Here is a 12,176-nt window from a genome sequence, read left to right as displayed (position 1 = left end):
TTCTCCCGCGCGGCCTGATCCGTCCCGGCCTCGTTGAGGACCGTCGGTGACGAGCCACCCGGCCCGCGTCCGTCCACCCCTCACCAGGGGCGCGTGCTCCGCGACCGGGACGGTCCTCCCGCGGCGGGTGCTGCACCACCGCGCGGACCGTGAGACCTCAGTCTCGCCCGGTACAAGGCGGTGGTGCCAGCGATTATTCCGCCCGTCAGGAGGCGGGGTCGGTCGTCATGCGCGCGGTGATGGTGACCTCGGTGCCGGCCTCGACCGTGCCGGACTGCGGGTCCTGCGTCACGACGACCCACTGCGTCGGGTCCTCGATCTCGCGGCCCTGGCCCGAGGCGTCGGCGACGAGCACCTCGAGGCCGCGGGCCTCGAGGGTCTCCTGCGCCGTCACGAGCAGCAGGTTGGTCTGGTCGATGACCTGCACGTCGCCGGAGGCGCCGGAGGTCGACGAGCCCGTGGCGGACTCGGAGCTGCTCGGGGCGGACGACGCGTCGTCGTCCGCACCGCCGGAGCAGGCGGCGAGCAGGGCGGCCGTCGCGACGGCGGCGGCGACCAGGCCCAGGCTGCGGGTGGATCGACGACCGGCTCGGGCGATGGACATGTTCATCGAGGCCCTCCAGGGCTGTTGTGCTTCCTCGGGTCGTGGCCCCCGGGGTCGCCGGGCGGACACGGAGGGCCCGGCGACGCACGATCGCGCGCACACCACGGCTCGCGGCAGGCATTCTCGGCAGTCGAGCGGCCGCGCGGGACCTGCCCGGCGGGCGGCGCGCCCTCGCGGGTCACCTTACGCCTGTCACGCGACAGGTTTCGTCCGTATTTCACGACCGGGTGACGGCCGCCCCGGGGTCCACGCGGCGATCCCGCTGCCGGTCACCCGGACTTTCACCCGTCGTGGGGGGCTCCCGCCGGGGCCGACCTCACCCGCGCACGACGAACCGCGCCCCGAGGTGGTCGAACGTGGCGGGCAGCGGGTCGTGCGCGAGGTACCGGCCCCGCGGGAAGTCCAGGTCCGCCTCGGCGAGCCGGGTCAGCAGCCGCCCGGCGGTCAGCAGCACGACGTTCCGCCCCGGGCAGGACACCGGGCCGCCACTGAACGGCACCAGGCCCCAGTCCGCGTCCGCCCGGCCGTCGAGCCAGGCCTCCGGGACGAACGAGTCGGCGAAGTCCAGGCGGTCGCGGTCCCGGTGCGTGTGCGCGCTGACGATCGCGAACCCGGTGCCGGCGGGCAGCTCGCGCGCTCCCCACGTGGTGGGCGCGGTGCTGTCGCGCAGCACGACGAAGGTGGTCGGCCACAGGCGCACGGACTCCAGGACCGCACCGCGCGCGTACGGCTGCATCGCGGCGCCGGAGGCGGCCTCGGCGCGCAGCCGGTCCCGGACGGCGGGCCGCGCGGCGGCGACGGCCAGCGCGCGCAGCACCGCGGCTCCGGCGGCGTCGTACGCGAACAGCCACTGCGGCACCTGCCCGGCGGGGTCCACGGCCTCCCCGGCCGTGCCCGCACCCCCACCCGCCGCCGCGTGCGCGATCAGGCTGCCGGGCTCGGCCCGCTCGACGTAGCCCTGCAGCCGCTCGGCCAGCTCGGCGCGCAGCCGGGGGCGGGGCGGGTGCAGGTAGGCCCAGTTGGCGGCGCGGCGCAGCGTCGTCATCAGCTCGGTCACCCGCTCGTCGTCGCGCGCGCTCGCGCCGAGCACGACGGTGCGGACCAGCCGCCAGAACGCGGGGGCGAAGACGTCCTGGTCGAGCGTCCCGGTCGCGCGGACGGTCGCCAGCAGCTCCGCCGCCTCGCGGTCCACCGCCGCCAGGAGCGGCTCCGCGTCCCGGTGCACCGGCTCGGACGTGTCGAGCGCCTGCTCGTTGAGCAGCCGGCGGCGAGGACGCCGGTCGGCCGGGGAGATGAGCACGGCGTCGGGCTCGAAGTGCGCCAGCGCCGCCCGCTTCTCCCGCGTCGCGGGGCTGAACGGCTCCGGCGAGCGCGTCAGCAGCGTCCCGACGTCGTCGGGGTCCAGCGGCAGCACCACCCGCCGCGGCCCGAGCCGCAGCACCACCGGGGCGCCACCCGTCTCCGCGCGCAGGTCGCGCAGCAGCGCGGTGGCGGACCGGTCGGTCTGGTGGCGCTCGGCCCACGCGGTCGCCCGGGGGCGGCGGACGATCGCGCCCTGGGCGACCAGCGGCAGCAGCACCCGGCCCGCCACGGCGGCGGACCGCGCGGGACCGAGGTCGACGGGCGTGCGGGGGCTGACGACGGTCATGCGGGTCCTTCCGGCAGGGGGATCGGGCGATCAAGCGGCTCACGCGGTCGGGCGGCTCGGGCGGTCGGACGGGTCAGGCGGGTCAGGCGGGCAGCGCCGGCTCGTCCGGCTCGGAGAGCGACAGCACCGCCCCCACGATGCCCGGGACGGCCGTGATCCGCCGCTCGGCGGCGGCGAGCGCGTGCGACGCCTCGTCCTCCGCGAGGTTCCCGGTCAGGTCGACGGCGCCGGTCAGGTACAGCTGGCGCGCGCCGACCACCTCGAGCCGCAGCTGCGTGACCCGTGCCACCTCCGGCAGGGCCAGCAGCGCCCGCACGGCGGCGGACTGGATGGCCGGGTCGGCCACCTCGCCGACCAGGAACCGCCGGTTCCGGTCGATCAGCAGCACGGCGACCACGCCGAGCAGGACGCCGACCAGGATCGACCCGACCGCGTCGGGGACGGCCGAGCCCGTCGCCTGGTGCAGGCCGATCCCGGCGGCCGCGATCACGATGCCGATCAGCGCGGCGGCGTCCTCGAAGAACACCGCGCGCACCGTCGGGTCCGACGTCGCCAGCACGTGGTCCCACAGGTCCTGGTCCCGGCGGGCCGCTGCGCCGCGGGCCTGCCGCCAGGCCTGCAGGAACGAGATCCCCTCGAGCACGAACGCCACGCCCAGCACCGCGTAGGCGACGCCGAACGACTCGGCCGGCTCCGGGTGCACCAGCTCCTGGACGCCGTGCGTGATCGACACCCCCGCGCCGACGGCGAACAACCCGATGGCGGCGAACATCGACCACACGTAGACCTCCCGGCCGTGGCCGAGGGGGTGCGAGTCGTCGGCGGGCTTGGCGGCCCGGCGCTGGGCGATCAGCAGGAACACCTCGTTGCCGGTGTCGGCCCAGGAGTGCGCGGCCTCCGCGAGCATCGAGGCCGCGCCGGTCAGCACGGCGGCGACCGTCTTGGCGACGGCGATCAGCGCGTTGGCGGCGAGCGCGACGACGACGGTGAGCGTGCTCTCGCCGTGCTGGGTGCTGCTGCCCGGGTCGGGGGTGGTGAGCGTGGGTGCGGCGGGCGCGGTGCCCGCGGTTCCTGAGGTGCCGGCGGGCGTCGTCATGGTCCCGGGGTAGCACAGCGGCGGTGCCGGCGCTCGCCGTCCCCGGCAGAGGCAGCCCGCTGCGGCGCGCCCTCGTCACCCCTAGGCTCGTCGACGATGTCCGACCAGCACCCCGCCCAGCCCGCGGCCCCCCGGCCGACCACCCCCGCGTCGCCGGGACCGGACGACCGGTCCGACCGGTGGGCGCCCGTCCGGCGCGCGCTCGGGCGCCTGCGCGGCGTGCGGCCCCGCCGACCCCGGCTGCAGACCGTGCTGCTGGGGGCCGCCGCCGTGCTGGTCGCCCTCGTGGTGGGCGTCACCACGGCGTCCGCGCAGCTGAGCTTCGGGCCGCACGAGGCGCGGTACGACGTCACGACCGACGCCACGGTGACCGTGGACCTGGGGCCGATCGGCACGCTGCAGATCGACTCGCCGCTGCCGGTCGGGCTCGGCGCACGCGTCACGGTGGAGGAGATCCCGGTCGACGTCGACGCGCTGCACGACGTCGACACCCTGCAGGCGCTCACCGGGGACCTGAACTCGTACCTGCAGTTCTTCACCGGGCCGCAGGCCACCATCGAGGACGCGGTGCGGGCGCTGGTCGCGAACGCCCTGGCGCGGGCCGCGATCACGCTGGTGCTGCTGGTGGCCGCCTGGTTCGTCGGGCGCGGTCTGCTCGGCGGCGCCCGCCGGCGCGAGCTCGGTGCGCGGCTGCGGCCGCACGCCGGCCAGCTGGTGGCGGGAGGCGTCGCGGTGGCCCTCGTGGCGACCCTCGTCACCGCGAGCGAGCGGGACCGCGCGCGGTCCGCGGTGGTCGCCTCGCCCGCCACCGAGGTGTTCGACGGCACCCCGCTGGAGGGCGCGCGGGTCACCGGCAGGCTGGGTGGCATCGTCGACACCTACGGCGGGCTCGTGGTGCAGGCGTTCCGGGACAACGAGGAGTTCTACGACCAGGCCGGTGACGCCCTGGTCGCCGCGTGGGACGGCTGGGAGGACCGCCGGCCGGCCGTCGAGGCGGCGCAGGAGCGGGAGCGCGACGCCCGCACGCGCGACGACGACGACGGCGGCGGCGGCGGGACCGCGGCGACGTCGAGCCCGACCTCGAGCCCGGCCCCGACGCCCACGCCGAGCAGCGACGGGGAGGCCGACGAGGCCGATCAGGACGCGGCCGAGGAGCCGATGACGCTGCTGCTCGTCTCCGACCTGCACTGCAACGTCGGCATGGCGCCGCTGATCACGTCGCTGACCGAGATGTCGGGCGCGGAGGTGGTGCTCGACGCGGGCGACACCACGATGAACGGCACGTCGGTCGAGCAGTACTGCGCCTCCACGTTCGCGCGGGCGATCCCGGACGGCGTGGACCTCATCACCGCGCCGGGCAACCACGACTCCGCCCCCACCACCGCCCAGTACGCGCGGGCCGGCGCGGTCGTCCTGGACGGCGGCGTGCTGGACGTGCGCGGGATGCGCATCCTCGGCGACAAGGACCCCAAGGCGAACCGGCTGCTCGCCCAGCCGACGCAGGACGAGTCGTACGCCGACGTCGGCACCCGCCTGGCCGAGGTCGCGTGCGAGGACCGCGACGGCGTCGACCTGGTGCTGTTCCACAACCCGCGGGTGGCCCCGAACCTGCTGGCCGACGGCTGCGTGCCGTCCCTGATCTCCGGGCACATGCACACGCGCACCGACCCGGAGCAGATCGGCGAGGGCATCCGGTACATCTCCTCGTCCACCGCCGGTGCGCAGGAGAACGAGCCCCGGATCGGGCCGCTCAAGGGCACCGCCGAGATGACCGTCCTGCGCTGGGACCCGGGCACCCGCCGGATCATCGACTGGCAGCTGGTCGAGATCGGGACCGACGCGAGCGCCACCGTGCACGACCCCGAGCCCTGGCCGGTACCGGTGCCGGACCCGGACCCGGAGGCCGACGAGGAGCCGACCGGGACGCCGAGCCCGGACGTCACCGAGCCCGCCGCGGGCTGAGCCGCGCACGGCCACCGCGAGCACTCCGGGGCCCCCAGGTGCCGCCACCGGGCCGGGCCGCCGTCACGTCCGTCCGGCCCCTGAGACGGCTGCCGCGGGTCCGTGCCGACGCCGCCGCCGGCGTGCCACACTCGCTCCCATGACCTCCGCGCTCCTGCTGCGCCGCGCCACGCGGCCCGCCTGCGCGCGTCCGCTCTGTCGGGCCTGACCGCCACCCCAGCCGTCAGCCACCCGCGGGACCTCGCGTCCCGCCCCGCCGCGCAGGAGAACGCCCCGCGCCGGCGGACCCGCCCGAGGAGCACCCCATGAGCGTCCTGACCCCTGCCACGCCCGTCCGCACCACGCCGGTCCGCACCGCGCCGGTCCGCACCGCCGCCGCCCGGACGGGCACCGGCCGCCTCGGCCCCGCGCGGCCCGCCGCGCCGGTCCGTCCCGCACGCGGCCTGCCCGCCGCGGCGGCCCGTGCGGACCTGCCCCAGCAGCCCGACGTCGCCCACCTCGCCGACCTGCGCCGGTTCGAGGCGCTGCTCGCCGCGCTCCCCCTCGCGCCCGCCGTGCTGGTGGACCTGCCGGGGCGCCGCCTCCGGGTGGACGGCGCCGACGTCGACCTGACCCGCCAGGAGTTCGACCTGGTCGCGTACCTCGCCCGCGCGGCGGGCCGGGTCGTCTCCCGCGACGAGCTCTACGACGGCGCGTGGCGCAGCCAGGACCTGTCCGCCGGGACCCGCACCGTCGACGTGCACGTGCGGCGCGTCCGCGCCAAGACCGGGCTGGACGGCCTGATCACCACCGTGCGCGGCGTCGGGTACCGGCTGAACGCGCTCGACGGCCTGCGCGTCGAGGGCTGACCCGCCGGGTCCCGGCTCCCGCTGGGCCGTTCGTGTGGCGGACCCCGCCCGCTCGGGTGACGCTGGCGCACGGGGCAGCACCAGCGCCCCGCCGACGCCGCCCGCCCGGTGCGGGCGGCCGCACGTGCAGGAGGACACCGTGGCCGACGACTCGACGAGCGCCCAGAAGGCGGCAGCAGCGCCCGACCCGGAGGACCCGCGCAAGCCCGACTCCCCCGACGACCTGCACAAGCGGTCGTGGAAGTACGTGCTCCGGACCACGGTGCGGGAGTTCCAGCACGACCAGGCCACCGACCTGGCCGCCGCGCTCACCTACTACGCGGTCCTGGCCATCGCGCCGGGGCTGCTGGCGGTCGTGTCGATCCTCGGCCTGGTCGGCAACGGCCAGCAGCTGGTGGAGGACCTGGTCGAGACCGCGACCGGCATCGTGGGGCAGGACAGCGCGCAGGAGACGATCGAGCCGATCCTGCAGAACATCTCCAACTCCCCCGGCGCGGGTCTGACGTTCATCATCTCCCTGGTCGTGGCCCTGTGGTCGGCCTCGGGGTTCGTGAACGCGTTCAGCCGCGGCATGAACCGGATCTACGAGATCGACGAGGGCCGGCCGATCTGGAAGCTGCGCCCGGTGCTCCTGGTGGTCACCCTCGTGCTCGTCATCTTCGCGGTGCTGATCGTCGTCGCCGTGGTGCTGTCCGGCGGGATCGCCGAGCAGGTGGGCGACGCGATCGGGCTGAGCTCGGTCGCCGTGACCGTCTGGAACATCGCGAAGTGGCCGGTGGTGCTGCTGCTGGTGGTCCTGGCCATCGCGATCCTGTACTACTTCACGCCGAACGTGCGGCAGCCGAAGTTCCGCTGGATGAGCGTCGGTGCCCTGGTCGCGGTCGTGGTGTGGATCCTCGCCTCGGTCGGGTTCGGCTTCTACGTGTCGAACTTCGGCAGCTACGGCAGCACCTACGGCTCGCTGGCCGGCGTGATCATCATGCTGCTGTGGCTCTGGCTGTCCAACCTCGCGCTGCTGTTCGGTGCCGAGCTCGACGCCGAGGTGGAACGCGGCCGCGAGCTGCAGGGCGGCATCGAGGCTGAGCGCACCATCCAGCTGCCCCCGCGCGACACCCGTGCGAGCGACAAGAAGCGCGCCAAGGCCGAGGAGGACGTCCGCCGCGGCCGGGCCATCCGCGAGCAGAACCGCAAGCGCCCGCCGCGCTGACCGGACCCCGCCCGCACCGACGACGCCGGCCCGGGGAGCGACGCGCCGCACGGCGTGCTGCCCGCCCGGGCCGGCGTCGTCGTGCCGGGACCGGCCGACCGCCAGGACGCCGTCAGGCCGGGGGCATGACCCCGGCCACCTCCAGCAGGTCGGCCAGGCTGGTCACCGTCCGGGCCTGCGGTCCGGTGCCGATCGTGGGGACGGGCGCCGCGCCCCAGGCGGGGACGACGTTGAGGTACGACTGCGCGTCGTGCCGGATCAGCCCGATGATCGTCTCCGCGACGATGCGGCTGCCCACCGGACCGAGCGAGTTGCCGGCCGTGAGGACCTCCGCCTCCTTGAGCACGTAGTACCACAGCGGCGTCCGGCCGCTGAGCTCGGGGCTGGTCAGGGCGCTGCGCACACCGGCCGGGGCGCCGCGGAGCAGCTCGCCCCGGGTCAGCGGCCGGATCGCCAGCGCCCGGGCGACCGCCTCGCCGGTCGGCAGGCTCAGCAGGTAGCCGCGCAGCAGGTTCCGCTTGGCCAGGTGCTCCTGGATGCCGGCCAGGTCGCGCGGCTCGTTGCGCATCACCGACAGGTCGTCGGCCAGCTGGGTGTCGATCGCGCGGGCGAAGTGCCGGGGGTCGGGGTCGGCCTTGTCCACGAACCGGTCCCACTCGATGGCCCAGTTGGCCGGCAGGCGGGTCGCGCCGCCGATGAACCCGCCCCGGCCCGTGAACTGGAACAGCTGCTCCAGGGACGCCCGCGGCGCGACGAAGCCGGGGTCGCCGAAGTTCCGGTTGAAGTCGTAGGAGTTCCGGATCTGGGAGTGCCCGAACCGGAACGCGGCCACCGAGAACTCCAGCGGCATGGCCTCGGGCCGGTCCGCCGGGAACCGGCTCAGGTACAGGCCCGGCTGCCCCGCGAGCACCCAGTCGACCGTCCCCGGGACGGTCACGGTGCGCAGGTAGTCGTGCACGATCAGCCACTGGTGGCAGTGCCGGGTGAGCTGCTGGGCCTTGGCCAGCAGGTCCTGCTTCGACAGGCCCGGCTCGGCGACCTGGATCGCGTGCGCGACGGCGTTGTGGAACCGCAGGTAGGCCAGGTGTAGCTGCGCGACGACGAGGTTCTCGTCGTTGCGCGAGTCGCCGATCCTCGCCGGGAACTCGTCCCGCCCCGTGGCGGGGTTCGCGACCCGGCGCCGGCCGGGCAGGTCCCGCTCGTCCGGGTCCTCGGCAGCGGGCACCGGCTGCCCGGGGGCGGGCGACGCCAGCGTGCCCAGCTTGAGGAACGCGCCCGCGTAGAACGCCGACGACTTCCGGCCGCCCGGCCCGTCGCCGTACACCGCGTCCAGGTTCAGGTACGGCTGGCGGGCGTTCCCGAGCCGGCTGCGCACCGTCTCCGGGTCCACGGGCTGCAGGGTGGGCTCGGCCACCGCCGGTTGCTGCATGCTCGCGTCCGCCGAGTCCTCCAGCGTGAGGTCGTGGTCGATGAACTGGCCCCAGTAGGTGTAGACCGCCGGGATGGTCGACGGCGGGGCGGGGCTGGCGGCCGGCTCGGCCATCGCTCCCCCGAGCCGCCGCAGCAGGGCGATCACCTGCGGGGCGTCCGTCGTGGGCAGGTGGCTGCCGGCGTCGCCGACCAGGTCGGGGAACAGGTAGTCGAACGCGGACGCGCGGGTCTGGCGCTCGAGCACCTCGCCGTGGCTGACGTTCTCGATCACCCGCCCGGCGACGGCGGGCGCGGCGGTGTCGGTCTGGGTGGCGTTCATGGGTGGGGCTCCCCCTGGGGCGACGTACCTCGTCGGACGACGGTCCCCGTCGCGCGCGACGGGCGGGGGCGGGACGGGCGCTGCCCGGACCGCGGATCTCCGGCGCGGGCGGCGTCGACGTCGACGGCGCGGGACCGGATCGGGGGGATCCCCATCACACCACCGGCGGCGGGCGGCCGTAAAGGGTGCCGGGTCAGTCCGCGGCGGACGACGCGACGTCACCGGCCGGACCGGCGTACTCCCAGTGCCACGGCTCGTGCGGTCCGGCGCCGCCCGGGCCCATCGCCGCGGGGTGCACCCAGCCGTACGCGGGACCGTGCGCGACCATCCACCGGTACCGCGGGGAGTCGAACTGGCCGACGCCGCCGAACCCGCTGAAGTCGACCGCGACGCCCCACCCGTGGTGCGACGTGCCGGGGTGCGCCGCGAGGCCGCCCTTCGCGGCCTTCAGCCGGACCTGCTCGTCGTAGGTGCGGTAGGTGCCGCCGACCGGCAGGTCCGTACCGTGCTCGGCGCGGTACACCTCGTTCAGCCGGGTCAGGGCCTCGGCGGCGTCGCAGCGCAGCAGGGCGCCGGGCGCGAACGGCACCGGGCAGAGCAGCGCCGGGTCGACGGTGCCGTCGGCGCGCAGCGGGCCGGCGACCACGCCGTCCCGGCCCGAGGACCGGGCGCGGTCCGCGCCCGTCGGCACCACCGCCGCCTCCGCGACCGCCGCCTGCGCGGCACGCTCCAGCTCGGCCAGCCCGGCGACGTCGGCGGCCGGGTGGTCGGTCACGACGACCGGGACGCTGCGCTCGACGGCGAGGGCCAGGCGGAACACCGCGGCGGAGGCCGCCTGCACGTCCGCCGCCGCGGTCACGCGGTCGGGCACGGTCGCGGCGACGACCGGGGTGACGGGGACGGCAGCCGGTACGTCGGCGCCTGGAGCCGCTGGCTCGGCGGCGGGTGCGCCGGACAGGCCGTCGGGTGCCGGGACGGCGTCGGGCGCCGTCACCACCTCGCGCGCGACCGGCACCGGTGCCGCGCCCATCCCGAGCGTCCCGGTGACCACGCGCAGCCGGAGCACCGCGGCGTCCAGGTCGGCCAGCGCCGCCGGCGGCTCGGGCGACACGCGCAGCGCCTCGACGCCGGTCGCGGCGTCCAGCGCGGCGCGGGCCACGGCGAGCGACTGGGCGGTCAGGCCCGCCTCCTCCGCCGCCGCGCGGGCGTCCCAGCGCGCTCGGTCGGCCGCCGCGGTCCGGTCCGCGGAGAACGGCAGCGGGGTCGCCCGGGTGCTGCCGGAGCCGGCGCTGCTCGCCGTGCCACCTGCCGCGTCTCCGGCGCCGGCCCCCGCCCAGCCGCCGCCCAGCAGCAGCGCGACCCCGACGACGACGGCCCCGCGGCCGCCGGCCCGGACGACGGCGGCACCGCGTCCCAGGTGCGCCCGGCCGCGCCGCCGGTGGCGGGGACGGCGGGGCGCTCCCTGCATCGCGGTGCTCCTGACGACGGCGCGGGTCGCTGGTCCCGCACGGGCGCGACCGCCGGGAGGACCCAGCCCCGCGACGGGAGGCGCGGACCGCGCACGGGAGCGACGTCGACGTCCGTCAGATCCCGGGCGTCGAGGCCGCGTCCGGACGAGGGACGCTGCCGGTGCGACGGGTCTGCGTCGACCCGACGTCGCCACGGGCGCCCCGACCGTCCGGGGCGTGCCGTCCTGCCAGCGTAAGAAGGCCCCCGCGGGGTGTCAACGCGAACGGGTGGCGTGCGTCACAGCCGGCGGTGCTGCCTCAGAGCCGCTCGCGGGCGGCCTCGGCGTCCCGGAGCCGGGACGCCGCACGCTCGGCCGCCTTCGCCGCCGTAGAGCGCGCGGACCGCGCGTGCCGCACCTCCAGGCCGACCTCCCGCGCCTCCCGCTCGGCGTCGGCCAGCGCCGCCCGCAGCCGGGCGATCTCGTCCTGGGCGCGCTCGATCGTGCCGGCCAGCTCCGCGGCGCGCTCCTGCGCAGCCGTGAGCCGCTGCTCGGCGGCGTCCCGCTCGGCGGCCCGCTCGGTCGTCTCCCGCCGGGCCAGGGCGACGTCCTCGTCGGCGCTGCGGCGGGCGGCCTCGCGGCGGCGCTCGCGGTCCGCGCGCTCCTGCTCGGCACGGCGCTCCCGCGCGGCCCGCTCCTGCTCGGCGCGCTCCTCCCGCTCGGCGCGAGCGCGGTCCCGCGCCGTGGCTGCCCGCCTGGAGGGGGCCGCCCCGGCGCCCGCGCCGCCGGCGTCGTCGGACGTGACGACCCGGCCGCGCCGACGGGCCGTCCCGCCCGACGCGGGCGGCCCGGGCGGTTCCGCGGCGCGCAGCGGCCGGTCCGGCTCCTCCGTCGTGATCAGGCGTCCGCGCCGCCGGCGGCCGGTCGACGTGCCGTCCTCGCCCGTCCCCGCGTCCGGGGGGTCCGGGACGGGCTCCGGGACGGCACGCAGCGGCGTCCGGCGCGCCGGGGCGCCGGCCAGCGGCGGGGCGTCGGGCACCGCCACCGCGCCGTCGACCTCGACCGGCTCGAACCCGGAGGAGAACAGGTCGCGCGTCAGCAGGCCGGTCGCGACGGCGGCCGCGGCGCCGGGGTCCCCCATCGCCGCGCGCAGGGTCGCCTCGACCTGCCCCCGGACCGCCGCACCGGCCGTCCCGCCGGCACCGGCGAGCAGCCCGACCGCCACCTCCGCGACCTCGCCGACGGTGCGCTGCTGCTCGGTGTGCAGCGCCCGGAGGTCCGCGCCGGCCAGGGCGGCCTGCGCCTCCCGCAGGCGGACGCCGAGGTCCAGCAGCCGCTGCAGGTCGTCCGGGCGCTCGCGGACCAGCAGGTTGACCGCCGCGGCCGCGGCCGACGGCTTGCGCAGCGCACCGACCGCCGTGGCGAGCGCCCGGTCCCACTGCCGCGCCGCGCGGACCGCCGCGGTGCGGGCCGCGGTGAACTCGCCGGGGGCGACGGCGTACAGCGGGACCGCGGCCGCGGCCAGCTCCGCGACCTCGTCGGGTCCGGTCACGTCCGGCACGTCGCCTCCTCTGCTCGGGCGGGGTCCAGCGAACCACGAGCGCCCCGGCAGGG

The 12,176-nt window shown here is 77.1% G+C and carries 9 protein-coding genes; 3 read left to right on the top strand and 6 right to left on the bottom strand.

Going from position 1 to position 12,176, the window contains the following annotated elements; all coding sequences use genetic code 11:
- Window positions 1–205 precede the first annotated feature (205 nt).
- The 3 genes from AC1050_RS00695 to AC1050_RS00685 form a co-directional block, all read right to left on the bottom strand.
- Window positions 206–610, bottom strand: coding sequence for a hypothetical protein (locus AC1050_RS00695; RefSeq protein ID WP_482385465.1), 405 nt, complete (start codon window positions 608–610; stop codon window positions 206–208).
- Window positions 611–920: 310 nt separating this feature from the next.
- Window positions 921–2,252 (bottom strand): cytochrome P450, encoded by a 1,332-nt coding sequence (locus AC1050_RS00690; RefSeq protein WP_482385464.1) that lies wholly within the window; start codon window positions 2,250–2,252, stop codon window positions 921–923.
- A gap of 82 nt (window positions 2,253–2,334) precedes the next feature.
- Window positions 2,335–3,348 carry a cation diffusion facilitator family transporter gene (locus tag AC1050_RS00685; RefSeq protein ID WP_482385463.1) on the bottom strand — a complete coding sequence of 338 codons (1,014 nt, stop codon included), beginning with the start codon at window positions 3,346–3,348 and terminating at the stop codon, window positions 2,335–2,337.
- Window positions 3,349–3,444: 96 nt separating this feature from the next.
- Between AC1050_RS00685 and AC1050_RS00680 the strand changes: the two genes are divergently transcribed.
- The 3 genes from AC1050_RS00680 (at window position 3,445) to AC1050_RS00670 (ending at window position 7,365) form a co-directional block, all read left to right on the top strand.
- Window positions 3,445–5,310, top strand: a complete 1,866-nt coding sequence (locus tag AC1050_RS00680; protein ID WP_482385462.1) for a metallophosphoesterase family protein — start codon at window positions 3,445–3,447, stop codon at window positions 5,308–5,310.
- Between the two features lie 305 nt (window positions 5,311–5,615).
- Window positions 5,616–6,158 (top strand): winged helix-turn-helix domain-containing protein, encoded by a 543-nt coding sequence (locus AC1050_RS00675; protein WP_482385461.1) that lies wholly within the window; start codon window positions 5,616–5,618, stop codon window positions 6,156–6,158.
- Window positions 6,159–6,297: 139 nt separating this feature from the next.
- Window positions 6,298–7,365, top strand: a complete 1,068-nt coding sequence (locus AC1050_RS00670; protein WP_482385460.1) for a YihY/virulence factor BrkB family protein — start codon at window positions 6,298–6,300, stop codon at window positions 7,363–7,365.
- A gap of 112 nt (window positions 7,366–7,477) precedes the next feature.
- Here AC1050_RS00670 and AC1050_RS00665 read toward each other — a convergent pair whose 3' ends face one another.
- From AC1050_RS00665 to AC1050_RS00655, 3 genes are all read right to left on the bottom strand, one after another.
- Window positions 7,478–9,115: a peroxidase family protein gene (locus tag AC1050_RS00665; protein WP_482385459.1), complete on the bottom strand. Its 1,638-nt coding sequence runs from the start codon at window positions 9,113–9,115 to the stop codon at window positions 7,478–7,480.
- A gap of 193 nt (window positions 9,116–9,308) precedes the next feature.
- Window positions 9,309–10,583 carry a M15 family metallopeptidase gene (locus AC1050_RS00660; RefSeq protein ID WP_482385458.1) on the bottom strand — a complete coding sequence of 425 codons (1,275 nt, stop codon included), beginning with the start codon at window positions 10,581–10,583 and terminating at the stop codon, window positions 9,309–9,311.
- A 298-nt stretch (window positions 10,584–10,881) separates the two neighbouring features.
- Window positions 10,882–12,123, bottom strand: coding sequence for a hypothetical protein (locus AC1050_RS00655; RefSeq protein ID WP_482385457.1), 1,242 nt, complete (start codon window positions 12,121–12,123; stop codon window positions 10,882–10,884).
- Between the last annotated feature and the right edge of the window lie 53 nt (window positions 12,124–12,176).

The sequence above is a fragment of the Cellulomonas sp. NEAU-ZC6 genome (assembly GCF_056844425.1).
Note: the sequence above shows the minus strand (reverse complement) of the source record. Positions and strands in the feature narration are given on the sequence as shown.

What these genes read in the sequence shown, in the direction of transcription:
- AC1050_RS00695 (WP_482385465.1), bottom strand. Translation starts at nt 610, where the DNA reads ATGAACATGTCCATCGCCCGAGCCGGTCGTCGATCCACCCGCAGCCTG.
- AC1050_RS00690 (WP_482385464.1), bottom strand. Translation starts at nt 2,252, where the DNA reads ATGACCGTCGTCAGCCCCCGCACGCCCGTCGACCTCGGTCCCGCGCGG.
- AC1050_RS00685 (WP_482385463.1), bottom strand. Translation starts at nt 3,348, where the DNA reads ATGACGACGCCCGCCGGCACCTCAGGAACCGCGGGCACCGCGCCCGCC.
- AC1050_RS00680 (WP_482385462.1), top strand. Translation starts at nt 3,445, where the DNA reads ATGTCCGACCAGCACCCCGCCCAGCCCGCGGCCCCCCGGCCGACCACC.
- AC1050_RS00675 (WP_482385461.1), top strand. Translation starts at nt 5,616, where the DNA reads ATGAGCGTCCTGACCCCTGCCACGCCCGTCCGCACCACGCCGGTCCGC.
- AC1050_RS00665 (WP_482385459.1), bottom strand. Translation starts at nt 9,115, where the DNA reads ATGAACGCCACCCAGACCGACACCGCCGCGCCCGCCGTCGCCGGGCGG.
- AC1050_RS00660 (WP_482385458.1), bottom strand. Translation starts at nt 10,583, where the DNA reads ATGCAGGGAGCGCCCCGCCGTCCCCGCCACCGGCGGCGCGGCCGGGCG.